The organism is Salidesulfovibrio brasiliensis JCM 12178, from assembly GCF_001311825.1.
Taxonomy (GTDB): Bacteria; Desulfobacterota; Desulfovibrionia; order Desulfovibrionales; family Desulfovibrionaceae; genus Pseudodesulfovibrio; species Pseudodesulfovibrio brasiliensis.
The window spans coordinates 1-23639 of record NZ_BBCB01000013.1 but is presented as its reverse complement, the minus strand read 5'-3'; the positions used below and the strand labels follow the sequence as shown (position 1 = coordinate 23639).

Here is a 23639-nt window from a genome sequence, read left to right as displayed (position 1 = left end):
CCAAGCCGCTGGCTCACTAGCCGACAACGAGAAACCTATTTGCGGCTTGGCGGGGTTCTCGATTTCGCTCAAATAAGAGATGAAACATCCAAAACCCGCCAAACTGCAAGAACTATGTTTCGTGTGAAACGTCACGGAGGGTGCAGTTTGGCAAGCCAAAAAGTTTAGGAGATTCCAAAGAACCCTTTTCAAAGGGTTCTTTGGCCCCCGGAGGGCCGCCGGAGGCAAAAAAAAAGCCGCACTCCCGGGGGAATGCGGCTTGAGCATGTATTGTTCTTGCGCCTAGATGCTGATGATATCTTCTTGTGCTTCGGTGAGGAGGAATTTTCCTTCTTCGATCCACTTTTTGAGCTCATCGGCGATTTCGAGTGACATGGTATAGCTGGTAAGCGGCACGGTGGGTGTGAGCTTACCGTTGACGGTCACTTCGCCGGATTTGAGTTCTTCGAAGGTGGCGTGTCCGAGCACTCGGGGCAGGCCGTTGGGGTAGTCGTAGCCGTAGTCTTTGAGCGGCATCTGGATGTCGCTGTCGTCGACGCCGGTGAACCAGGCTATTTCCTCGTTGAGGATGGGTATGGGGATACCGACGCCCACGTTGAGGGAGCAACCGTAGCCGACGAAGCTGAGGCCGCGTACCCAGCGCGGGTTCATGCCTTTCATATCGCCTTTGAGCATGAGGGTGCCTGAGGGCGAGGTGGGGATGCCTCGTTCGTTTCGTGCGGGTTTGGTCACGTGTTGGGTACCGGAGCCGAGAACCCAGCCGATGCCGCCGCCGAGGAATATCTTTGTCCCCAGCCCGATGGTCTTGAAGTAGGGGTCGTTGAATGCGGGCGAGAGCTTGCCGGCGGTGGCGAAGTTGACGTTGTGGCAGTTGGGTTTGAGCGGCCCCATGTAGGTATAGATGGTTCTGCTCGTCATGTTCACGGCCGCGTTGTAGTTCTGGTAGCAGTTGCGCGGGTTCATGAGCCAGGCATTGGGCAGGTCCGCGAGGGTGATGTCTTTGGACAGTTCCTTTCGCGGGTAGCAGTCGGTGCCGTAGGCTTCTGCGCGCAGGTGGACGGCCTTGCCGCTCAGCAGGTCTTCGATGACGTGTCCGCCGCCGTAGGCGAAGCGTCCCGGGGGTACTTTGTTGAGCGGGTCGTCTTCGCTCGGTTCGGTGCAGCCGAGGTAGGCGTCCACTGCGGCCAGTCCGGAATAGCAGGGCACATTGTTGAGCCACATTCGGGAGACTTTCATGACCGGGGGCTGCTGCCCTATATTGAAGAGCATGCCGGAAGAGCACATGGGAGAGAACGTCCCGGTGGTGACGACATCGACCTGCTGGGCGGCTTTGACCTTGCCATCCCGGCGGACGAGTTCCGTCATCTCTTCGGCGTTGAGCACGACCGCTTTGCCTTTTCGGATGCGATCGTTGATCTCTGCGATAGTCTTGTTGACTTGATGCGAACCCATTTGAAAACCTCCATGTAGCCGCTATTTCGGGTTGCGGCGCAAGACCTCAGATATTGTATCAAAATCAAGCGCAAGGCAAATCATTTGTCCAACCGTTTAATCGGGTATCACTTGGCATTAGGCACAAAATCAGCTATAACTCACAGCTGATCGAATCATGTGGAACCCCTGTGAATAACGTAGTTTAAACAGCAATAAAAACAAACACTTGAACAATCATCAACTGCACATCGGATAAAACGTGAAACAGGCCCTTCGCGAACACTTCAAAAAAACCTGCTCGGAAGAAGAGCTTGCACGCTGGTTCGACCCTCTGAAACTGGCCGTTTCGGCCGAGAACAAGACGGTTACGGTGGATTTTCCCCACCAGTTTTTCGCCCAGTGGTTTGAAGGATCCATTCAGGACCGCTTCGAGGCGCAGCTCAACCTGTTTCTGGGTGCGGGGTATCTGGTTCGTTATTCCAACGGCGGATCGATCGGTACCGGGACGGTTACACCGGGCAAACCGGTCACAAAAAAGATAGACTTTCCTTTTGACAGCCAGTTCAGTTTCGACACGTTTCTGATCAACAAAAAGAACTACTTCCCGCTCGCCTCGGCCCGCGAGGTTGCCAAGCAGTCGGGATCACTCTTCAATCCGTTCATCATCTGCGGCCCGAACGGCTCGGGCAAGACGCACCTGCTCAAGGCCGTGGCCAACGAGATCAGCAAGCGCCATGACAGCTCCACCATCTACCTTTCCAATCTGGATGAGCTGCATACGTTGTTCAACGTCCGTTTCGGCGGGGATGCAATCCGGGCCAGAAACCACCTGTTCGAGCACGATTTCATGTTCATCGACGATTTCCAGCAAATCCGGGCGTATCCGGCCATGCAGCGTGAAATCATAAATATATTCAACCATTTCTACGACAACAGAAAACAGATGGTCATCGGGTGCCGGGATAAGGTATCAAGTCTTGATTTCCTTGAGCCCAACCTGCAGTCGCGTCTCGGCTGGGGGCTTGTGGTCACGCTCAAGGAGCCGGACCTTGAAATCCGCATAGGGTACATTCAGCAGCAGTGCAGGGACAAGAAACTGCCGCTCTCGAAAGAGCAGATTCTCACGCTCGGGCAGCGGTTTTCCGACTTCCGGTACCTTCAGGGAATCCTGCTCAAGCTTTTCGCGTTCCGGGAGCTTGTGCACAAGGACCTCTCTCAGAAGGACTTTGAGCACATACTGAACAACACCGAGGAAAAAGCGCATGATGAGCTGACGCCCAAACAGATCATGTCCGTGGTGGGTGACCACTTCAACATCAACGTGCGCGATCTTGTTGGCTCAAAGCGGCACCAGCCGGTTGCTCAGGCAAGGCAGGTGGCCATGTACCTGTGCAGGGAGTTGCTGAATATCTCCTACCCGGCCCTTGGCCGCGCGTTTGGTGGAAAGGACCACAGCACGGTCCTGTACTCTGTTAAAAAAGTAAAACAATTACGGGAAGATGATAGCAGTTTGAACCAAATGTTGAAAATGCTGAAGAATAAATGTCGCCACAGTGCCGGACAGTGATCAAAGCCGAAAAAGTGTTCGGACAGTTCATGAGCGGTCACTTTGAGTGTCATTATTTTTAACCAATATATCAGCGTATTATGAGAGTTGGTAACATGGCTACAGAGAATACTAAACCTTCTATGAAGGAGTAATTCAATATGTTTTTAAAAGTGAACAGGGATGAAATCATCGAAGGCTTGCAGAAATCGGCCAACATCATCCCGGCCAAGACGGGCGCGGCCTTTCTGAGGACGATTTGGCTGAACTGCGAGAACGGTGCCCTGAACATCATGTCCACGGACTCCAATCTGGAGTTTCTCGGCTCGTACCCCGCGGAGATCACCGAGGACGGTCTTGCGGGCGTGCAGGGGCGCGCTTTCTATGATCTGGTTCGTCAGCTTCGCGGCGATCAGGGCGAGCTGGTGATCAAGACCGACGGCGAGAATCAGAACGTGCTGGTGGAGCAGGGCTCCAGAAAGTACAAGTTCCCTGTGAACGACCCTGAGTGGTTCCAGAAGTTCTCCACCTTCCCTGAGGAAGGCTCGGTATTCTGGTCCGGCGATTTTCTGGACGAGATGATCGACAAGCTGGCTTTCTGCATCTCCGAAGAGGACTCCATGGAAGCCATCGCCTGCCTGTACATGGCTCCTCGCGAGGATGCAGGTGAGCGGATCATCGAGGTCTGCGGCCTGAACGGGCACCAGTTCGCCATGTTCCGGTTCGTCAATGACGACATCCACTCCATGCTTCCCGAGGAAGGGGTGCTTATTCAGCGCAAGTATCTTGCCGAGCTGAAGAAGTGGCTGAGCGCGAGGAGATCGAGATGAACATCTCCGAGAAGCGCCTGTTCTTCCGCACCGGGGACAAGCGCGAGGCCTTCACCCTGCCGCTGTCCTACTACCAGTATCCGAACTACCACAGCTTCCTTGCCAAGCTGGGGGACGACGACGTCTGCAAGCTCAAGGTCAAGCGGGCCGATCTGGTGGACGCGCTCGGCCGCATTCATCTGTTCAACACCGATTCCAACCGCTGCGCGTATTTCAGCTTCTCCCCGACCGAAGTGACGGTCCATGCGCAGGGACAGGACACGGGCACGGCGCGCGAGGCGCTGGACGCGGAATACTCGGGCGAGATGGAGCGCATCGCGTTCCCCACCCGCAACCTCATAGAGATTCTGAACCACTTCAATTCGGAAACCGTGACGTTCACCCTGACCGGCGCCGAAGCTCCCTGCGGCATTACCGGCGAGGACGATCCCGACTACCAGGTCATTGTCATGCCCATGATGATTCAGGAAGAGACCTACTACACCGAGGAAAACGCATAAATGAGCAACCAGTACACTGCGGAAAGCATTACCGTCCTTGAGGGGCTTGAGGCGGTCCGCAAACGTCCGGCCATGTATATTGGCTCCACGGACATCCGCGGGCTGCACCATCTCGTCTATGAAGTCATAGACAACTCCATCGACGAAGCAATGGCGGGCTACTGCGACAAGATCAAGATAACCCTGCACATGGACAACTCGTGCACGGTCTCGGACAACGGCCGCGGCATCCCGGTGGAGATCCACCCGAAGGAAGGCGTCCCCGCCGTCCAGCTGGCCATGACCACGTTGCACGCGGGCGGCAAGTTCGACAACGACTCCTACAAGGTGTCCGGCGGGCTGCACGGCGTCGGCGTCTCCTGCGTCAACGCCCTCTCCGAGTTCATGGAGACCACGGTCAAGCGCAACGGCATGACCTACCGCATGAAGTTCGAGCGGGGCGTGCCAACCGTCGAAGGACTGGAAGAAGTTGGTCCGGCCCATTCCACGGGAACCACGCAGCGGTTTCGTCCTGACGAGGAAATTTTCGAGGTCAACCAGTTCGATTTCGAGGTGCTGAAAAAGCGCTTCCGTGAACTGGCCTACCTCAACTCCGGACTTGAAATCGAGTTCAAGGACGAGCGTTCCAACGAGCGCGAGGTCTACAAGTTTGACGGTGGTATCATTCAGTACGTCAAGGACCTCAACGCCTCCCAGACCAACATCGGCGACATCATCTATGGTCAGGGCGAGGCAGAGAACGTGCTGCTTGAGTTCGCCATCCAGTACACCACGGCGTTCAAGGAAAACACCTATACGTTCGCCAACAACATCCGCACCATTGAGGGCGGAACGCATCTGGCGGGCTTCAAGACCGCGCTGACTCGCGCCATCAACAACTACATCACCAACGCCGAGCTGCCCAAGAAGCTGATCAAGCGCCTGAGCGGCGAGGATGTTCGCGAAGGGTTGACCGCGGTCATCTCGGTGAAGCTGCCTGATCCGCAGTTCGAGGGCCAGACCAAGACCAAGCTCGGGAACTCCGAGGCCACCGGTCTTGTTTCCGCGCTTGTGTACGAGAAGCTGAACACCTTCTTTGAGGAGAACCCGAAAGAAGCCCGGTCCATCATCGAGAAGGTCGTGGACGCAGCCCGGGCCCGCGAGGCCGCCCGCAAGGCGCGCGATCTCGTTCGCCGAAAGGGTGCGCTTTCGGACAACTCGCTGCCGGGAAAACTGGCGGACTGCCAGTCCAAGGACCCGTCCACCTCCGAACTGTTCATCGTTGAGGGTGACTCCGCAGGCGGCTCGGCCAAACAGGGCCGCGACCCCAAGAACCAGGCCATCCTGCCGCTTCGAGGCAAGATCCTGAACGTGGAGAAGACCCGCTTCGACAAGATGCTTTCCAACAAGGAAATCCGTGCGCTCATCACGGCCATGGGCGTAGGCATCGGCAGCGAAGAGGAAGAAATGGACTACGACAAGTTGCGCTACCACAAGATCGTCATCATGACTGACGCCGACGTGGACGGATCGCATATCCGCACGCTTCTCTTGACCTTCTTCTATCGCCAGTACGAGGAATTGATTTCGCGCGGACATCTTTACATCGCCCAGCCGCCGCTTTTCCGCGTGCACAAGGGCAAGTTCGAGCGGTTCATCAAGGACGAGCCCGAGCTGGAAACCTTCCTGCTCAACCGGGTCGGCGGGGACATCACGCTGATTACCAAGAGCGGCCGCAAGGTGACTGGCGAGCCGCTTCTGGAGACGCTCGACACCATCCGCTTCATCAAGAACAAGTTTGAAGAGGCGGACAACATGGGCATCACCCCGGACCTCTTCCTGACCATGCTGCACTATCCCAAGCGGATACAGTTCAAGCATTTCGAGGAGAACGACCCCGAGGAGTTCAAGAAGGACTTTTCGGAAAAGGGTTTCAAGACCGACATCATCACCGAACATGACTACGAGTCCGAGAAGGAACGCGTGTATGTCGTGTTTGAGGACGACAACGGCCGCCGGACGAGGTTGGGTATGGAGTTCTTCCATTCCAAGCTTTACAAGCGAGCCTACGAAGCCTTGGGCAGTCTCAGGGAAGCCTTCGGCGAGTTCGAATTCACGCTGGAGGTCAAAGGCGAGCAGCGTGACGTGTTCGACATCTTCGGCGTGTACGATACGGTCATCAGCGAAGCGCACCGCGGCTGGCAGATCCAGCGCTACAAGGGTCTGGGTGAGATGAACCCCGACCAGCTGTGGGAAACCACCATGCACCCGGAGCAGCGCACCATGCTGCAGGTCAATGTGGAGGACGCGGTCGCGGCCGACGCCATCTTCACCGACCTCATGGGCGACGAGGTGGAGCCGCGCCGCCAATTCATCGAAAAGAACGCACTCATGGTGCAGGAACTGGATATCTAGTCACCGGAAAAGGCAGACACAATCATGAACAATACGATTTCCATCGAAAGCGAACTCAAGAAAAGCTATCTGGAGTATTCGCTGAGCGTCATCATAGGGCGCGCCATTCCGGACGTGCGTGACGGGCTGAAACCGGTCCATCGCCGCATCCTCTTCGCCATGCACGACCTGGGCAACACCTTCAACCGGCCCTACAAGAAGTCGGCCCGCGTTGTCGGTGACGTCATCGGTAAATACCACCCGCACGGCGACTCCGCGGTGTACGACGCCCTTGTCCGCATGGCGCAGGAATTCTCCATGCGCGACCCGCTTGTCGACGGTCAGGGGAACTTCGGTTCCATAGACGGCGACGCGGCAGCGGCAATGCGTTACACCGAAGCCCGCATGGCCAAGCTCTGCGGCGAGTTCCTCTCGGATATCGAGAAGAACACCGTGGACTTCCGGGCCAACTACGACAACACGCTGCAGGAACCGGCGGTGCTGCCCACCAAGGTTCCGAACCTGCTGCTCAACGGCACGGCCGGTATCGCGGTCGGCATGGCCACCAACATCCCGCCGCACAACCTCGGCGAGCTCATCAATGGCACCGTGCATCTTCTGGACAACCCGGAGTGCGCCGTTACCGACCTGATGAAGCACATCAAGGGGCCCGACTTCCCCACCGGCGCCATGGTCTATGGCGGCAAGGGGCTGGAGGACGCCTACCATACCGGGCGCGGTTCCATCCGCATTCGCGGCGTGGTGGAGCGCGAAGAGCGCAAGGGCAACCGGGAATCCATCATCATCAAGGAAATTCCCTACGCCCTGAACAAATCCACGCTGGTGGAAAAGATCGCCCTGCTCGTCAACGAGAAGAAGATCGAAGGCATTACCGACCTGCGCGACGAATCGGACCGCACCGGTATCCGCATCGTCATGGACCTCAAGCGCGGGGCCATCGCGGACATCATCATCAACGCCCTCTACAAGTACACACCGCTTGAAACCAGCTTCGGCATCAACATGATGGCCGTCGTGGACAACCGGCCCATGCTCCTGAACCTCAAGCAGGTTCTGGAATACTTCCTTGAGCACCGCCGTGAAGTCATCATCCGCCGCACCAAGTTCGACAAGGACAAGGCGGAAAAGCGCGTTCATGTGCTGGAAGGGCTCAAGATCGCGGTGGACAACATCGACGAGGTGGTCAAGCTGATTCGCGGTTCCTCCTCGCCGGAAGAAGCGCGCAACAAGCTCATCGAGCGTTTCGAGCTGAGCGAGATTCAGGCCCGCGCCATTTTGGACATGCGGCTGCAGAAGCTCACCGGGCTGGAACGCGACAAGCTGCTGGAAGAACTCTCCGAGCTGCTCAAGCTCATCGAGTACTACACCAGCATTCTGGAGAACGAGGAAGTGCTCAAAGGCGTTATCCGCGAGGAGTTGCAGGAAATTCATCAGAATTACACCACACCTCGCCGAAGCGTCCTGCTGGACCACAACCCGTCGGAAATCGACATCGAAGACCTCATCGCCGACGACGACGCGGTTATCACCCTCTCCCGCCGGGGCTACATCAAGCGCACCCCGCTTTCCAACTATCAGGCCCAGCGCAGGGGTGGAAAAGGCATCGCAGGGGTGCAGACAGGCGACGGGGACTTCATCCTCAACTTCCTGGTCACCACCAACCATCAGTGGCTGCTTCTGTTCACCAATCAGGGCAAGATGTTCAAGATCAAGGCCCATCAGGTTCCGGAAGGGAGCCGTTACGCCAAGGGTGCGCATATCGCGAACCTGCTGCCGCTGCACAAGGAAGAATACGTGGCCGCGGCCATCAGCCTGCGCGAACTCTCCGAAGACCGGTTCTTCCTGTTCGTGACCCGCAAGGGCATGATCAAGCGCTCCAGTCAGGACCTCTATGCCAACTGCCGCAGCAGCGGCCTCAAGGCCGTGAACCTGCGTGACGGCGACGAGCTCATGAGCGTTATGGAAGTGTACCCGCAGTCCGACTGCATCCTTGCCACACAGGACGGCACGGCCATACGGTTCAACATCCGCGACGCCCGCCCGATGGGACGGGCCACCGCAGGCGTGAAGGGCATCTCCCTGCGCGAGAACGATCGGGTCGTGGCCGCTGTCGTCACCTCGGACGACGACCGCACCCAGCTGCTGACCGTGTCCGAAGGCGGTTTCGGCAAGCGTACCGGCATCGACCAGTACCGGGTACAGACGCGCGGCGGCAAGGGTATCCTGAACATGCGCCTGACCGCCAAGACCGGCCAGGTTCTTGGCGCGCGGCTTGTGAATGAAACGGACGAGCTGATGCTGCTCACGTCCACCAACAAGATAATCCGCCTGCGAGCCGACGACATCAGCCTGACGCGCGGCCGTGCCACGCAGGGCGTGCGTCTGGTGCGCATGGACGAGGAAGGCACCGTGATCGGCTTCGATCTGGTGCGCGAAACCGAGATAGACAAGGACTAACAGTGACCGGACGATTCAAAGCGGCCAGCCTCGTGCTGGCCCTTTTTCTCCTGGTCCTGACCGGGTGCGGCAACGGAAGCGACCCCGGGGAAGAGGATATCGTCAAGGCTCGAAAGAGCTTTGACAACGGGTTTTTCCTTGAGGCCGAGGCAGGATACGAACGGTATCTTCAACTCGCGCCTCAGGGAAACCACCGCAAGGAGGCCTGGAGCAGGCTTCTTGACATCGCGCTGAACATCAAGGGCGATCTTGATCGCTCCGTGGCGCTGCTTGAGGCCATGTATCTGGAGCAGAGTTCGGACAAGGCCGACGCGAGCAGCATCATGTTCCGGCTCGGCCAACTTTACCAGCAGCTCGGCAACAGGGACAAGGCGCTCGACTCCTATGAAAAGGCTCTGCGTCTGGCGCAGGGCATGCCGGACAGGATGGTGCCCATCCAGATACGTCTTGCCCGGCTGTACCGGCAACTCGGCAGCTATGATCTGGTGCTTGAGACGCTGGATTCCTGCGTGAAGATTGCGGCCATACCCGAAGAGCGGGCCCAGTGTCTGTACGAGCTGGCCCAGAGTTACAGCCTGATTTACAGCTGGACGCAGGTGAAACGCGCCGTGAGCCAGCTGCTTTCCATCGATGAGGCTTCCGAGGAGCTCAAGGCCATGGGCATCCTCATTCTCGCCGACATGCACGAACACAACAACGAATACGACAAGGCCAGGGAGCTTCTGGAATCCATCAAGGATACCTATCCGAACCCCATGGTCATCAAGAGCCGTCTGAAGAGTCTGCAGTAGAAACAAGAGGCCGCAAAAGCGGCCTCATTGTTTTCGGGAAGCACGCAACCAATCCGGTTGCCCCGGGGACTTTTTCAAAACCGCATTTCCTTGAAAATACATTGCGAAAAGCAGTTGGTCGGAACTGATGGCACCGTTCCTGTCAGCGGGTGATGGTTGCAGGACGCTCAACCAATGGCCGCAAGACTGCTCTGACTGAAAAACAGTTTTTCCGGGTTGTTGAAAAAATTATAGAGTTTTTCAGGATCGATGTTTTGCCTTCGGGAAGCTCAATCCGAGGTCGCTGGGTGTCGTCTTTTTGGCTTGATGCGCAGAAAAGCGCGGGCTTGAATTCACCGAGAAAAACAGCGGCCGGTATTAGAGGATGGGGGAGAGCAGCCGTGCGATTTTCACCAGAACCTTGAACGGTGTGCTGGTACGGTCATACTCGTCCGGCCCGGTCTCGATGCAGTCGGTGAAATCCTTTTCGAACATTTCGCGAATCTGCCCGCAGAATCCCTTGTCCTCCACGAGCATGGTGATCTCGAAGTTCAGCCGGAACGAGCGGTTGTCGAGGTTGGCCGTGCCCACGCCACACAGGAAATCATCGCAGAGAAAGACCTTCTGGTGCAGAAAGCCCCGCCTGTAGCGGTACACGCGGATGTTGTCCATGTGCAGGTCCTTGAGAGCGGCGAATCCGGCCAGCCAGACGACCTTGTGATCCGGCTTCTGGGGGATGAGGATGCGCACGTCCACGCCGCGCAGGGCCGCGAGTTGGAGCGCCTTTATGACGGAGGAGTCGGGCACGAAGTACGGGCTGGCGATCCAGATGCGCTCCCGTGCGGCGTTGATTGCCCGCACGAACATGAGCGAGCAGCTTTCCACGGGGTCGGCCGGTCCGGTGCCGAGGGCGAGCGCCCCGGCCGTTCCGCGCGGGCCGGGAATGACCCATGTCATGTCCAGCACGGTTCCGGTGGCCCAGTACCAGTCTTTGGCGTAGTTGAGTTCCACCCCGAGCACTGCAGGCCCGCTGCACCGGATGTGCGTATCGCGCCAGTGCCCGAAGCGTCGGTCCTGCCCCACGTACTCGTCACCCACGTTGTGACCACCCACAAAGGATGTGTGCCCGTCCACGATGACGATCTTGCGGTGGTTGCGGAAGTTGAGCTGAAAGCGGTTTCCCCGGCCTCTGGTGGACAGGAAGGGGTAAACGTGAACCCCGGCCTCACGCAGGCTCTTCCAATAGCTTGAGGGCGTTTTTCGGCATCCTACCTCGTCGTAGAGAAAACGAATGGTCAGGCCCTGCGAAGCCTTTTCGATCAGCAGGTTCTTCAGGCGATTACCGAGCCGGTCGTCATGCACGATGAAGAACTGGATGAGCACGTAGCTCTCTGCCTGCCTGATGGCGTCGAAGATGGCCCCGAACGTGATCTGTCCGTCCACCAGAAGCTCAAGGTCGTTATCCGGCAGGAAAGGCAGCCCGGCGAGGTGTTCGAACACGCAACGGGCATGGTCCGCGTCTTCGCGCTCAAAGGGCGTCGCCGGTGTCGGGAGCTGGTTGCGGCCGTCCGAAATGCGGTCGTATTCTTCGCGGGCCACGCGCATGGCTTCGACATAACCGTTGAACTTGCTGCGGCCGAACACCCAGTAGAGCGGCACGCCCACCAGCGGGGTGGTCACGAGGAACAGCGCCCACGCGATGGCCCCCTGCGAGGTCCGGGTGTCGCGCACGGCACGGATGGCCGTCCAGATCCCGAGGACTTCCACGGTGGTCCAGAAGAGACCGGCAAGAATCAGAAGCATGGAGGATTCCATGGCTTTCCCCTACCAGATTGCTGCGGGAAAGGAAACGGTCGCAAGCGTTTGACAAAGCCGTTCGGCGGGACCATCATCCGGCGCATGAAAAACGACTCGTTACAGGAACTCACGGCCCGGATGCGCCGCTTCGTGGAGGAGCGGGAATGGCAGCCCTATCAGACGCCCAAGAATCTTGCCATGGCCCTGTGCGGCGAGGCCGGAGAGTTGGCTGCCGAGATGCAGTGGCTTGGCTCGGAAGAGAGCCGTGACCCATCTCCCGGGAAACGGGAGCGCATCGGCTCGGAAATGGCCGACGTGTTGTTGTATCTGGTCAGGATCGCGGACGAACTGGATATTGATCTGGTGGACTGCGCCATGAGAAAATGTGACGCCAACGCGCGCAAGTATCCTGCGGACATGGTCCGCGGAACGCTCAGGCTGCGCGACGAATACGAGGAGAACGACAATGGGTAAGGGAATCTGGACACTGACCATAACCCGGGATTTTTCCGCATCCCACCAGCTGCGAAATTACGGCGGCAAGTGTGAGCGGATGCACGGGCATAATTTCGGCGTGGAAGTGAACGTGGAAGGGGAGAAGCTGGACGAGAAGGTGCAGTACCTCATGGACTTCAAGGAGCTCAAGAAGCTTACGGATGAAGTGCTCTCCGAGTTGGATCACCGGCACCTGAACGAGCTGGACGCATTTACCGAGTCCAATCCGTCCTCGGAGAACATCGCCATGCACATATACAGGGGCTTGGCTCCGCGGTTGCCTGAAAATGTCCGTCTGGCCTCGGTTTCGGTGTCCGAGAAGGCGTCCTCCAAGGCCACGTACCGGGAGGTCTAGATGAAGCTCGTCATCCAGCGCGTCACAGACGCCAAGGTTGTTGTGGACGGTGAAACCGTGGGCGAGATCGGCAAGGGGCTGATGGTGCTGGCCGGGTTCGGCCGCGAGGACGGCGAAGACCTGCCCGGCTCCCCGGTCTGGAAGAAGATTATAGACAAGCTGATCAATCTTCGCATTTTCACGGACGACGCAGGCAAATTCAACCTGAGCCTTTCCGACGTTGGCGGAGACCTGTTGCTGGTCTCCCAGTTCACGCTCTATGCGGATTGTCGCAAGGGACGGCGTCCTTCCTTTACCGGAGCCTGCCCTCCGGAGTTGGCGGATACCCTTTTTGAACGCTTTGTCGAAGACCTGCGCGCCAGCGCGCCAGCAGCGGTGGAAACCGGCGTTTTCGGCGCTGAAATGTTTCTGGATTTCACCAACTGGGGTCCGGTAACCATCACGCTTGATTCGGATGAGATGTAGATACCCGACAATAATACGCTTGATTTTATATTGAACAGATAATAGATATTCGACTCCCAGTATAAGATGGACGCAAAGGGGGTCGAATGTCCAAGCCAAGTGCGAGAAAGAGCCTTGAGCGGCTCAAATCGGAACAGTATCGGGACCTGATCCGGGAAAACGCTTCGTATGACGGGGGCAACCAGTCCCCGGCCAGCGACCAGACCACGCTCAGCTCCACTGAACAGGGTATCGTCAACGACTGCGTGGACATTCTGCGCACCGAGCGCGTTGCCGCCGAGGAACGCCTTGCAGACCACAAGCGTACCCTCATGGGTGGTAACGGCGCGTGCGATGTGCGTGCTGACCGCGCCCTGAAGCGGCTGGATAACGACATCCACCATCTCAAGGAGTCCGAGACCCCGCACCTGATGCACCTCATGAAGATGCGTAACGAGCGGGCCGTGGAGTTGCAGGTCTTCAAATCCCGCCACAAGATCAACCGCCCGCCGGATTATCCGGAAAACCGCATCTGGACCGTGGCGCTGCTCACCGTGGTGCTGGTGCTGGAGTCCGTGCTCAACGCCAACATGCTGGCCAAGACCAATCTCTACGGCATCGTGGGCGGCTGGGCGGAGGCCATCTTCATTTCGCTGGCCAACATCTTTTTCGGCTTTTTCACCGGCCTGCTGCCGGGCCGGTTCATCTGGTATCGCAAGAATCCGACTGTCCAGTCCGTGGCCAAGTGGGTGCTCGGCTTCGGCATCGTCTTCGCCATCATTTTCAACTTCGTCTTTGCCCACTACAGGCTGACCGGCTCGCCGGAACTGACCGGCATCATGAGCAAGACGCTGGAAAACATCATCAACCGTCCCCTCTCGGTATTTCTGGACATCAAGTCCTTTGCGCTTTTCATCGTGGGGCTTGCCTTCTGCGGTCTTTCCGGCTGGAAGGGTTTCGGCTGGGATGACCGCTACCCCATGTACGGCAGGATTCATCGGGCATGGGATAAAGCCAATCAGGAGGTCATGGGCGCACAGGATGCCATCCGCAACAGGTGCCGGGATATCATGGCGGGTATCCGCAAAGAATTGAGCAACAACGGGCGGGATGCGCTCACCCGCGCAGACCGGGCCGATTCGCTGGAGGATGTTTGCCTCAACGAGATGAACGGCTTCAACGGGCTTGCCGAGACGGTCAGGTCCCTGATGGTTCAGCTCCTTTCCGAATATCGGGATATCAACCGCAAGAGCCGCAAGACATCTGCGCCAGCCTACTTCGACACCATGCCGGAGCTGCCGGGCAAGGAAATCAGGCTGGATTGCAATCTCGACAAACTGCGGTTGGACATTGAGGAGTGCAACACCCGCAACAAGTCGGTGGACAGCGAGGTCAACCGCGCCATCGACATGATCCTCGACTCGGAGCAGGAGATAACCAGCAGCCTGACGGCGTATTTTGAAGAGCTTGAAAAGGCGTGTGAAAGCCCGGCCGGGCAGGCCGGGACAGAAGAGGACGACTTCTGGGACGAGGCGGCCTGATGCGACTGTCCGGGAAGAAACACAGCTTGATGAAGGACAAGGTGCTGCCCGTGCTGGTCATTCTGCTTGCGCTGGCGACCATTGGAGGTGCCACGGCTTTTTTCGAGTCCATCAAGAAGAACGACGCGGTTGCGAGCCTTGTGGTGCCGACCTCGCACACGGTCATTCTCATCGACCAGACCGACACCCTCAGTGCGCGCTGTGTGGCACGGCTGGAGAGTATGCTGAAAACCCTGCCGGAAACCATCAAGCCGGGCGAGACGGTGAGCGTTTTTGCCATTCACGCCAATTCGGACATCGCGGTGACGCCGCTCCTGTCAGTGCGAAATCCGGGTCGGGAAGCGAACGAATGGATCGAGAACTACCGTCTCAAACACGAGGCGTTCGACAAGGAGTTTCTTGAACCGATCAGCGAGGTGAGCAGCGGACTCGGGAACCGGCCCACCAGCTCGGCTTCGCCTATCATCGAGACCGTCAACCGCATCGCAGAGTGGCACAAGTTCTGCGACAAGGTGGGCCACCGGCGCATGGTCGTCTTTTCCGACATGCTCCAGAACTCGCCCAACTGTTCGGACTATTCCACATCGAAGGTGGTACATCCGGCGTCCACGGGCTGCCCGGAACTTGTACCGCTCACGGGCGTGGAAGTGGACATCAACTACGTCATGCGCCGCAACAAGACCGGAATTCAGACCGCAGCACACCGGGAACGCTGGAGAAATCTCTTTGAAAAGGCCGGGGCCGAGGTGCACATCACCCCCACCATGTGACCCTCGCGCTCCCGGTTCAAAATTTCGGCCTCCTGCGGGACTATCTCGCAGGAGGTTGAATTTTTTTTACCGCAGACAGCTTGTTGAGCGAGTACTGCCTCGTCTATAGCCTCATTATAACACACCGAAATATAATCAAATAAAAATATTTTCGGTCTTTTTGAAGAGTTTGGCACGGCAAGTGCTAGTAATAAAGCATCCTTCTTTTGCAATACGAGAAACACAATGGCTCTTTCGGGATGGTCCCGAGAGAGCCTTCTCGTTTTCAGAGGGTCGGATGAATATTTTCCGGTTCTTTGAGAGCGCATGAAAAAAGCGTCGACGGGTTGCCCCGCCGACGCTTTTTGTGTCTTTGCCCGATTCGGCTAGCAGCCGCAGGCGCAACCGGAGTTGCAGTCGCAGCCTCCGCCGCCCACCGGGTTTTCCGAGACGACCTGGAAGCCGTATTCGTTGGCGTCCACGGTGATTCCGCCGGTCACTTCCAGCAGTTCCTGCTGGGTGAGCACGGTGACGTTGCCGAAGCTGAATTCGGTGTCGCCTTCTTTTTTCTCGTCAATGGCCAGCATGAGCTGCGGGCCAGCGCAACCGCCGCCGCCGAGGTAGACGCGGATGGGCTGCGGTTCCTTGTCTCCAAAGTGTTCGCGGATTTTCTCTGCCGCGATTTCAGTCATTTTCAACATGTGTCCTCCTAGGGGTTCATCAAGAGGTAAGCACGGTTCGGGGGTGCGTCAAATCGAAATCCGCAATGCCGCGCCCGCCAGACCATAGAGCAGGGCGTGAACTCCCCTACAACAGGAACTTTCCGGTTACGAGTCCGGGTTGTCGATAATCTCCTCGGGCGTTCCCGAGGCCACGATCTGCCCGCCGTGCTCTCCGCCGCCCGGACCGAGGTCCAGCACGTGGTCCGCGCTCATGATGATGTCGGTGTTGTGTTCGATGACGATGACCGTCGCGCCCTTGTCCACCAGCTGGTGCAGCACCTTGATGAGCTTGCCCACCTCGTGCATGTGCAGGCCTGTGGTGGGCTCGTCCAGAATGTACAGCGCGCCGGGCAGCCGCCGTTTGCCCAGCTCGCGGCTGATCTTGATGCGCTGGGCCTCCCCGCCGGAGAGAGTGGTGGCGGGCTGGCCGAGGTGCAAATATTCAAGCCCCACCTGCTCCAGCACCGAGAGCCGCCGCTTCAGGGCCGGATGGTTCTCGAAGAAGACGCCGGCCTGCCGCACGGTCATGTTCAGCACGTCCGCGATGTTTTTCTCGCGGTACGTCACTTCCAGCGTCTGGGCGTTGTAGCGCTTGCCGTGGCAGGTGTCGCAGGTCACATACACGTCGGGCAGAAAGTGCATCTCGATCTTCAGCTGGCCGTCGCCCCGACATTTTTCGCATCGCCCGCCCTTCACGTTAAAGCTGAAGCGTCCGGGCTGGTAGCCGCGCTTCTTGGCCTCCTTGGAGCCTGCAAAGAGCTTTCGTATTTCGTCAAAAATCTTGGTGTAGGTGGCCGGGTTGGAGCGCGGGGTGCGGCCGATGGGCGTCTGGTCGATGGCGATGACCTTCTCCACTTCATCCAGCCCCTCGATGCCGCCGATCTTGCCGGGGTTGTCCGCGCGGTGACCCTGATGCAGCTGCAGATGCTTGTAGAGCGAGTCCACCACCAGCGAGCTCTTGCCCGAGCCGGAAACCCCGGTCACGCAGGTCAGCACGCCCAGCGGGATGTCCACGTCCAGATCCTTGAGGTTGTTGGTGGAGACCTTCTTCAGGCTGATGGCGCCCTTGGGCTGGCGTCGTTCCTTGGGAATCTCGATCTTCAGGTCCCCGCGCAGATATTTTCCGGTCAGGGAGTCGGACGTGAGCAGCTTTTTGGTGTCGCCCTGATAGACGATCTCGCCGCCGAGCATCCCGGAGCCGGGGCCGAGCTCGATGACGTGGTCCGCGTGGCGGATGGTTGGCTCGTCGTGTTCCACCACCAGCACGGTATTGCCGCGGGACTGGAGCGAGCGCAGGGTGTTCAGGAGCCGCTCGTTGTCGCGCGGGTGCAGGCCGATGCTCGGCTCGTCCAGCACATAGGTCACGCCCACCAGCCGGAGCCGAGCTGCGAGGCCAGTCGGATACGCTGGGCCTCCCCGCCCGAGAGGGTGGCCATGTTGCGGCCGAGGTTGATGTAATCAAGCCCCACGTTGACCATGAAGCCCAGCCTGTGGGTCAGCTCCTTCATGAGCGGCTCGGCGATCAGGGTTTCGTGGCCCTCGAAGGTCAGGGATTCCAGCCAGTCAAGCGCGCGCCGGATGCTCATGCTCACGAACTGGAAGATGTTGTGATCGCCCACGCGCACTGCCAGTGCTTCGGGCCGCAGTCTCGCGCCTTCGCAGGCCGGGCAGGGTCGCGTCTGGCGGAAGCTGGCCAGCCAGTGGTCCCACGCGTCGGCCTGACGGAAGCCGAACTCCAGAACCGGGACCACGCCCTGCCAGCCGGTTTTTTCACTGCCGTAGAAGAGCGCGTTCCACGCCTGCTCGGAAAACTCGCCCAGCGGCGTGTCAGGGGTGAATCCGTAGGCCTTGCCGAGCTTCTTGAGCGCCGGGCCGTACTGTTTCTGGCGGTAGGGCGACTTCCACGGGATGATGCCGCCTTCGGAGAGGGAAAGCCCCTTGTTGGGCGCGACGAGGTCCGGTTCAAAATATTCAACCGAGCCGATGCCGTTACACGTTTTGCAGGCTCCCTGCGGGCTGTTGAAGGAAAAAAGCTGCGGACTCAGCCGGGGCAGGGAGATGCGGCACTCCGGCAGGTGGAGAGCGTGGACATGGGAATCTCCTCCCCGTCCCGGTCCCCGCCGACCACGGCGATGATGAGCCGCTCCTCGCCCTGTTTCAGGGCCAGCTCCACGGAATCGGCCAGCCGCTTCTTGATCCCGTCCTTGATGACGAGGCGGTCCACCACCAGCTCGATGGAGTGGCGCTTGTTCTTTTCAAGCTCCGGCAGGTCGTCCAGCGTATAGGGCCTGCCGTCCACGCGAACGCGCACGAAGCCTTCCTTGCGCAGCTTGTCGAAGAGGTCCTTGTGTGTGCCCTTCTGGTGCTCCACCATGGGCGCGAGCAGCATGAACTTGGTGCCGACCTCCATGTCCAGAATCGTGTCCACGATCTGGTCCGTGGTCTGGGCTTCGATGGGCCGGTCGCACTCGGGGCAGTGGAACTTGCCGAGCCGCGCGAAGAAGACGCGCAGGAAGTCGTAGATTTCGGTGACGGTGCCGACGGTGGAGCGCGGGTTGCGGCTGGTGGTCTGCTGTTCCAGCGAGATGGCCGGGGAGAGGCCTTCCACCTTGTCCACCTCGGGCTTGTCCATCTGGGGCAGGAACTGCCGGGCGTACGCGGACAGGGACTCCACGTAGCGGCGCTGGCCTTCGGCATAGACGATGTCGAACGCCAGCGTGGATTTCCCGGACCCTGACGGCCCGCAGACCACCACGAGCTGTTCCCGCGGGATGTCCAGATTCAAGTCCTTGAGATTGTGGTGCCTTGCGCCTTCTATGTGGATGCTGTCGCGTTTGGGATCGGTATTCATCGACCGATGATAAGCATTCCTGAGAGAGTGGCAAGCGAAGATTATAGCTACTTCATGTAATTTTGTAAGCCCTCGTCTACCGCTTTTGTTAAGGCTTGAATCGAAACTATTGCTTTATGTGTGTTTTGATAATTTGATGGAACCTTGTCACCTTCTTGAACTGAGAAGAACTCACCGTAGTTCCTAGCAAAGGTAGAATCAATTTCTCCTTTGTTGTGAACAATTAGGTGGCGGAGCTCGAAAAAAGGCAAAGCTTCAGAAAGCTCTTGATGTGCATTAATATTGAATTTTGAGATGATTCTCTGCAACATTTTTTTGGTGCTTCTTTGCGACTCAAGGCCTTTAAAAAACACATCAAGAATGTGATCGTATAGTTTTTCTAAAGTACTAAAATTAAATATGTCTCTATATTTAATTGAAAACTCATTATCTGAAAGCATTAAGACAGCATAGGGGCGAGTGTCCAACACTTCACGCAGTGAACACTTTAAATAATTACTAAATATAGAATGTAGCTCTACAAGAGCATTTTTGTGCAGCGTGGATTTAGAATAATTAAATATTCGATAACTCTCTGTGGTAGGGTGGTTGAGTCGCGTATAATGCTTTTCTACGGCTAGGGCATCGTTAATAGTTGAAGCTTCAGAATTACTATGAATTGCTGACAATGCTGTTTTAACGGATGCGTCCATAACCGATAGATGAGTGTGTAGGTATTCAATTCTCTGTCTGAATGATTGGTGGGATCGTGTTTCTGGCATTGGTAATCCTTTTTGTAATCTTCTATACAATATAGGATGCCGTTTCAATGAAAATATTCGCTTCCTCTGTCCCCTCCTCGGGTGCCCACGGGGCGAAGTCCTTGTCCGTGGCCTTGGTGTAGGGGCCGGGTTTGACCTCGAAGGCCACGGTGTCCGGCTCCAGCACGATCCATGTGTGCCAGACGCCCGGTTCGATGTCCGCGCCGAAGACCTCCGACCCGGCACGGATCACGAACGAATCCGTCACCGTCCCCTCGTCATCGAAGAGAAGCTGGCGTACCGCGCCGGAGAGCAGCACGAAACACTCGGCCTTGGGCGGATCAAGGTGGCGGTGCGGGCGAATGTAGGTCCCGGGCTGCAAGCAGTTGAGCATCCGGTGCAGCGTGGCGTCCGCGTCCTTGTGCAGCGGCTGGATGACCCGGCCGCGCGGGCTCCTGCGCGAGACGTCCAGCGCTGTGTCCAGCATGGCGCGGTCCAGTTTCGAGACGTTGCCCTCGGGTGCGTCAAGGGCCATGGGAAAGGCTGGCTTGCTCATGAATGGTCCTCCGGTGCGTTCGTTTTTGCGATACCGTGCGAACATGGGCCATTTCCTGCCTCGGCGCAAGGCGGCTTTGTCTGCACGACGAGTGAAAGAAATATGCGCAGGAGTGTTCGTTTTGCGTTCTTTTGTTTATGGTCGGAAACAGACGCGCCGTGCATGATGCTGAAAAGCTTGGCCGGTCCGGAAGGACATGGCCCGCGCGTCGAACCTTGAAAAGGACGGTATGATGCAGCATTTCAATACACTGCGGGAGATTCACGAGCACCTCGGGTGGCCTCCGCCCCTTCATCCCATGTTCAGCATAACGCCTTTCGGCGAAGCTGCGGAAGGGCGCGCCGGGTGCAGCGGCACCGGCTCGGCCATCAGCGGCGACTGCTACCTGATCTCCATCAAGCGGCTCATCAGGGGAGAGCTCTATTACGGCCGCACCAGATACGACTTCACCCACGGAACCATGAAGTTCATGGGCCCCGGCCAGCGGCTGGAGTGGGTGGACGTGGAGATCGAGCCGTGGGGTTACTGCATCATCATGCACAAGGATTACGTGCGCGGGTACGACATCGAATCGCGCATCCGCAAATACGGGTTTTTCTCCTACGCCACCAACGAGGCCCTGCACCTCTCGCCGCGCGAGGAAGAAACCGCGTTGTCCATTTTCGGGGCCATCGAGGGCGAATATCGCACCAACCCCGATGAATTCAGCAAAGAGATCATCCTCGCCCATCTGGATACGCTGCTCAAGTATGCGGACCGCTTCTACAAGCGCCAGTTCACGGACCGCAAGGCGCTCAACTCGGAACTGAGCGAGCGCTTTGAGACCATCCTCAGGGAGTATTTCGAGTCCGGCCGGTTTGCCGAGGACGGCACCCCCGGCATCGAATGGATCGCGGACCAGCTCTCCCTCTCGCCCCGGTATCTTAGCGACACGCTCAAGGCCGAGACCGGCAAGACCGCCAAGGAACACATCCACCTCTTCCTCATCGACACCGCAAAAAGCCTGCTGCTGTCGCCCGGCATGACTGTCTCCGAGACCGCCTACCGCCTCGGCTTCGAGTACCCGCAATACTTCTCGCGGCTGTTCAGGAAAAAGACCGGCTTGTCCCCAAGGCAGTACCAGACGGAAAACGCCGTTCAGTAGTTACGGGCTTCGCAGCCTCCGGAAAAGTGTTCGTTATCCGGGGTTTTGTGCATGGCCGCGACTCGTTTGAGCGTGCACTGTTCAGGCATGACGATGTGCCGGAATCATCCGGCCAAATCGACAAAGGAGAATCACAATGGAAAACTTCGTTTTCAGCATTCCCACCGTGGCATATTTCGGCAAAGGCCAGATCGAGAGCCTCGGCAGCGCCATCAGGCGGTTCGGCGGCAGCAAGGTCCTGCTGGCCTACGGCGGCGGCTCCATCAAGCGAAACGGCGTGTATGATGACGTGGTGAAACAGCTGGACGCGGCCGGGCTTCCCTATGCGGAACTGAGCGGCATCCAGCCCAACCCGCGCCTCAAGAGCGTTGAGGAAGGGGTGGCCCTGTATCGCGAGAGCGGCTGCGATTTCATCCTCGGCGTGGGCGGCGGCTCCACCCTTGACGCCTGCAAGGCCATCGCCGCGGCTGCGGGCTATGAAGGAGAGGTCATGGACCTGCTCGACGGAACGGCCGAGGTTTCGGGGGCGGCCCCGCTCGGCACGGTGCTGACCATGGCCGGGACCGGCAGCGAGATGGACTCCGGCGGAGTCATCACCGTGGGGGAGGACCACAAGAAACACGTGATCTTTCATCAGGAGCTGTACCCGAAGTTCTCGATTCTCGACCCGGAATACACCTTCACGGTGCCGCAGTGGCACTCCATGGCCGGGGCCGTGGACATTCTCAGCCACCTCATGGAGCAGTACTTCACGCCCGACTGCGGCACCGAGGTGCAGGACCGCATGAACGAGGGCCTTATGAAGGCGGTCATCGACAACACGCCGAAGGTTCTCGAGAACCCCGAAGACTACGATGCCCGGGCAAACGTCATGTGGGCCAGCAGCATGGCCCTGGCCGGGTTCCAGTTCCGGCTCGGCAAGCCCATGTTCCCGTTCCCGGTCCACTACATCGGCCACGAGCTGTCGAGCCTCAATGACATGACCCACGGCGTCAGCCTCGCGCTGGTCACTCCGGCGTGGATGCGCCATACAATGCGGAAAAACCCGGAAAGCACCCCGGTCTTCGCCCAATTCGCCAGAAACGTCTTCGATGTGCGCGAGGCGGACGACGCCAAGGCCGCGGAACAAGGCGTTGTGCTGCTGGAGCGGTTCTTTGCCTCGGTCAAGATGCCCGCGAACCTGCGGGAAGCGGACGTACCCGAGGACAAGCTTGAATATCTGGCGGAAAAGGCCGTGGAGCATGGCGAGCTCGGTATTCTGGCGAAGCTGGACCGGGACGACGTGCTCCGGATTCTCAAGGACGCATACTAGAACCGCAACATACACCAACAATGAAGAGCCCATCGTGAATACTATCAGCATTGATTCTGACAAGTGCAGGAAAGACGAAATCTGTATGGAGGAATGTCCCTTCAATCTCCTTGTGGATGGGGGAGATGGGATTCCCACCCCGGTGGAGGCAGCAGGGGAGATGTGCGTCAACTGCGGCCACTGCGTGGCAATCTGTCCGGGTGATGCCATAGCCGTCAACGGCATGACCGCAGAAGACTGCGACGAGGTGGACCCGGCAAAGGCCGTTTCCGCCGAACAGGTGGAGCAGCTGTTCCGTTCCCGCAGGTCCGTGCGGGTTTACAAGGATGAACCCGTGGAACGCGAGACGCTGGAGCGGCTGCTGGACATGGCCCGCTGGGCACCCACGGCGCGGAACAAGCAGCCCGTGCACTGGCTGGTCCTGACCGACCGCGACGAGATTGCGGAACTGAGCCGCATGGTCGCGAGCTGGCTGCGGGAGGTCGGGCGGTATCTGCCGATTGCCGATGCCGTGGACAAGGGCAAAGACATGGTCAACCGTGACGCGCCGTGTCTGCTTATCGCCCACGCGGGGCCGGATGCGCTTAAGCCGGTGGAGGATTGCAGCATTGCCCTGACCACCATTGAGGCCGCGGCCCCTGCCTTCGGGCTGGGCGCGTGCTGGGGCGGGCTGTTCATGGCCGCCGCGCAAAACTGCGAGCCGCTTCGCGACCGGCTGAATCTGCCCGAGGGTCACACGGTGTACGGCGCGCTCATGCTGGGCAGACCCAAGTTTCGTTTCCGTCGCATCCCGCCGCGCGAGGCCGTCAAGGTCACATGGCGCTAATCCCATCATAGCCAAAACAACAAAACCGGGCGGTGCACAACCATGCACCGCCCGGTTTCATATAAATGTTCCTGTTCCGAACCCCGCCAAGCCGCCTACCAGCCATCTCAAGCTACATATCCCGTACCAGCGGCTTGGCAAGCCAAAAAGCTTTGGAGTTCTTAGAACCTTTCCCG

The 23639-nt window shown here is 58.4% G+C and carries 19 protein-coding genes and 3 pseudogenes; 13 read left to right on the top strand and 9 right to left on the bottom strand.

Going from position 1 to position 23639, the window contains the following annotated elements; genetic code table 11:
• Positions 1–282: 282 nt before the first annotated feature.
• Positions 283–1452 (bottom strand): homocysteine biosynthesis protein, encoded by a 1170-nt coding sequence (locus tag JCM12178_RS05790; RefSeq protein WP_054649555.1) that lies wholly within the window; start codon positions 1450–1452, stop codon positions 283–285.
• Positions 1453–1693: 241 nt separating this feature from the next.
• On the opposite strand from JCM12178_RS05790, the gene JCM12178_RS05785 reads away from it, so the two are divergent.
• From JCM12178_RS05785 to JCM12178_RS05765, 5 genes and pseudogenes are all read left to right on the top strand, one after another.
• On the top strand, positions 1694–3001 hold the full coding sequence (locus JCM12178_RS05785; protein WP_054649553.1) for a DnaA ATPase domain-containing protein: 1308 nt from the start codon (positions 1694–1696) through the stop codon (positions 2999–3001).
• Between the two features lie 140 nt (positions 3002–3141).
• A pseudogene (dnaN, locus tag JCM12178_RS05780) lies at positions 3142–4310 on the top strand (DNA polymerase III subunit beta).
• Positions 4311–6704, top strand: a complete 2394-nt coding sequence (gyrB, locus tag JCM12178_RS05775) for a DNA topoisomerase (ATP-hydrolyzing) subunit B (protein ID WP_054649551.1) — start codon at positions 4311–4313, stop codon at positions 6702–6704.
• Between the two features lie 24 nt (positions 6705–6728).
• Complete coding sequence (gyrA, locus tag JCM12178_RS05770; protein WP_054649549.1) at positions 6729–9161, top strand: DNA gyrase subunit A; 2433 nt, start codon at positions 6729–6731, stop codon at positions 9159–9161.
• A 2-nt stretch (positions 9162–9163) separates the two neighbouring features.
• Positions 9164–9952, top strand: coding sequence for a tetratricopeptide repeat protein (locus tag JCM12178_RS05765; RefSeq protein ID WP_054649547.1), 789 nt, complete (start codon positions 9164–9166; stop codon positions 9950–9952).
• Between the two features lie 357 nt (positions 9953–10309).
• Here the strand turns inward: JCM12178_RS05765 and cls are convergent, their stop codons facing one another.
• Positions 10310–11746 (bottom strand): cardiolipin synthase, encoded by a 1437-nt coding sequence (gene cls, locus JCM12178_RS05760; protein ID WP_245628645.1) that lies wholly within the window; start codon positions 11744–11746, stop codon positions 10310–10312.
• A gap of 48 nt (positions 11747–11794) precedes the next feature.
• Between cls and JCM12178_RS05755 the strand changes: the two genes are divergently transcribed.
• The 5 genes from JCM12178_RS05755 to JCM12178_RS05735 all read left to right on the top strand — a co-directional run bounded on the left by JCM12178_RS05755 (position 11795) and on the right by JCM12178_RS05735 (position 15333).
• Complete coding sequence (locus JCM12178_RS05755; RefSeq protein ID WP_245628644.1) at positions 11795–12202, top strand: nucleotide pyrophosphohydrolase; 408 nt, start codon at positions 11795–11797, stop codon at positions 12200–12202.
• A complete protein-coding gene (queD, locus tag JCM12178_RS05750) occupies positions 12195–12578 on the top strand; it encodes a 6-carboxytetrahydropterin synthase QueD (RefSeq protein ID WP_054649545.1) in 384 nt (127 codons plus the stop codon). The genes JCM12178_RS05755 and queD overlap by 8 nt, the downstream gene beginning before the upstream one ends.
• Entirely contained in the window at positions 12579–13043 is a 465-nt protein-coding gene (gene dtd / locus JCM12178_RS05745) for a D-aminoacyl-tRNA deacylase (protein ID WP_054649543.1), read from the top strand.
• An 86-nt stretch (positions 13044–13129) separates the two neighbouring features.
• Positions 13130–14563: a hypothetical protein gene (locus JCM12178_RS05740; RefSeq protein ID WP_054649541.1), complete on the top strand. Its 1434-nt coding sequence runs from the start codon at positions 13130–13132 to the stop codon at positions 14561–14563.
• Positions 14563–15333 (top strand): hypothetical protein, encoded by a 771-nt coding sequence (locus tag JCM12178_RS05735; protein WP_054649539.1) that lies wholly within the window; start codon positions 14563–14565, stop codon positions 15331–15333. The genes JCM12178_RS05740 and JCM12178_RS05735 overlap by 1 nt, the downstream gene beginning before the upstream one ends.
• Before the next feature lie 365 nt (positions 15334–15698).
• On the opposite strand, the gene JCM12178_RS05730 is transcribed toward JCM12178_RS05735, so the two are convergent.
• The 7 genes and pseudogenes from JCM12178_RS05730 to JCM12178_RS05715 all read right to left on the bottom strand — a co-directional run bounded on the left by JCM12178_RS05730 (position 15699) and on the right by JCM12178_RS05715 (position 20181).
• A complete protein-coding gene (locus tag JCM12178_RS05730) occupies positions 15699–16013 on the bottom strand; it encodes an IscA/HesB family protein (RefSeq protein WP_054649537.1) in 315 nt (104 codons plus the stop codon).
• A gap of 126 nt (positions 16014–16139) precedes the next feature.
• On the bottom strand, positions 16140–17405 hold the full coding sequence (locus JCM12178_RS19460) for an excinuclease ABC subunit UvrA (protein WP_245628643.1): 1266 nt from the start codon (positions 17403–17405) through the stop codon (positions 16140–16142).
• Positions 17396–17785, bottom strand: coding sequence for a hypothetical protein (locus JCM12178_RS19455; RefSeq protein WP_245628642.1), 390 nt, complete (start codon positions 17783–17785; stop codon positions 17396–17398). Before JCM12178_RS19455 ends, JCM12178_RS19460 begins: the two co-directional genes overlap by 10 nt.
• 72 nt (positions 17786–17857) lie before the next feature.
• Positions 17858–17944, bottom strand: a pseudogene (locus tag JCM12178_RS19450) (hypothetical protein); the annotation flags it as partial.
• A 275-nt stretch (positions 17945–18219) separates the two neighbouring features.
• A pseudogene (locus JCM12178_RS20710) lies at positions 18220–18885 on the bottom strand (ATP-binding cassette domain-containing protein); the annotation flags it as partial.
• Between the two features lie 47 nt (positions 18886–18932).
• Positions 18933–19646, bottom strand: a complete 714-nt coding sequence (locus JCM12178_RS18200) for a hypothetical protein (RefSeq protein ID WP_157054776.1) — start codon at positions 19644–19646, stop codon at positions 18933–18935.
• 22 nt (positions 19647–19668) lie between these two features.
• Positions 19669–20181: a WbuC family cupin fold metalloprotein gene (locus tag JCM12178_RS05715; protein ID WP_054649613.1), complete on the bottom strand. Its 513-nt coding sequence runs from the start codon at positions 20179–20181 to the stop codon at positions 19669–19671.
• 196 nt (positions 20182–20377) lie between these two features.
• Between JCM12178_RS05715 and JCM12178_RS05710 the strand changes: the two genes are divergently transcribed.
• The 3 genes from JCM12178_RS05710 to JCM12178_RS05700 all read left to right on the top strand — a co-directional run bounded on the left by JCM12178_RS05710 (position 20378) and on the right by JCM12178_RS05700 (position 23463).
• Positions 20378–21325 (top strand): helix-turn-helix domain-containing protein, encoded by a 948-nt coding sequence (locus JCM12178_RS05710; protein ID WP_218185630.1) that lies wholly within the window; start codon positions 20378–20380, stop codon positions 21323–21325.
• Positions 21326–21461: 136 nt separating this feature from the next.
• Positions 21462–22637 carry an iron-containing alcohol dehydrogenase gene (locus JCM12178_RS05705; RefSeq protein WP_054649532.1) on the top strand — a complete coding sequence of 392 codons (1176 nt, stop codon included), beginning with the start codon at positions 21462–21464 and terminating at the stop codon, positions 22635–22637.
• A 34-nt stretch (positions 22638–22671) separates the two neighbouring features.
• On the top strand, positions 22672–23463 hold the full coding sequence (locus JCM12178_RS05700; protein ID WP_054649530.1) for a nitroreductase family protein: 792 nt from the start codon (positions 22672–22674) through the stop codon (positions 23461–23463).
• Positions 23464–23639 lie beyond the last annotated feature (176 nt).

Excerpts from the sequence above, each read along its gene's own strand:
- JCM12178_RS05790 (WP_054649555.1), bottom strand. The coding sequence starts at position 1,452 with ATGGGTTCGCATCAAGTCAACAAGACTATCGCAGAGATCAACGATCGC.
- gyrB (WP_054649551.1), top strand. The coding sequence starts at position 4,311 with ATGAGCAACCAGTACACTGCGGAAAGCATTACCGTCCTTGAGGGGCTT.
- gyrA (WP_054649549.1), top strand. The coding sequence starts at position 6,729 with ATGAACAATACGATTTCCATCGAAAGCGAACTCAAGAAAAGCTATCTG.
- cls (WP_245628645.1), bottom strand. The coding sequence starts at position 11,746 with ATGGAATCCTCCATGCTTCTGATTCTTGCCGGTCTCTTCTGGACCACC.
- queD (WP_054649545.1), top strand. The coding sequence starts at position 12,195 with ATGGGTAAGGGAATCTGGACACTGACCATAACCCGGGATTTTTCCGCA.
- dtd (WP_054649543.1), top strand. The coding sequence starts at position 12,579 with ATGAAGCTCGTCATCCAGCGCGTCACAGACGCCAAGGTTGTTGTGGAC.
- JCM12178_RS05740 (WP_054649541.1), top strand. The coding sequence starts at position 13,130 with ATGTCCAAGCCAAGTGCGAGAAAGAGCCTTGAGCGGCTCAAATCGGAA.
- JCM12178_RS05735 (WP_054649539.1), top strand. The coding sequence starts at position 14,563 with ATGCGACTGTCCGGGAAGAAACACAGCTTGATGAAGGACAAGGTGCTG.
- JCM12178_RS05730 (WP_054649537.1), bottom strand. The coding sequence starts at position 16,013 with ATGTTGAAAATGACTGAAATCGCGGCAGAGAAAATCCGCGAACACTTT.
- JCM12178_RS18200 (WP_157054776.1), bottom strand. The coding sequence starts at position 19,646 with ATGCCAGAAACACGATCCCACCAATCATTCAGACAGAGAATTGAATAC.
- JCM12178_RS05715 (WP_054649613.1), bottom strand. The coding sequence starts at position 20,181 with ATGAGCAAGCCAGCCTTTCCCATGGCCCTTGACGCACCCGAGGGCAAC.
- JCM12178_RS05710 (WP_218185630.1), top strand. The coding sequence starts at position 20,378 with ATGGCCCGCGCGTCGAACCTTGAAAAGGACGGTATGATGCAGCATTTC.
- JCM12178_RS05705 (WP_054649532.1), top strand. The coding sequence starts at position 21,462 with ATGGAAAACTTCGTTTTCAGCATTCCCACCGTGGCATATTTCGGCAAA.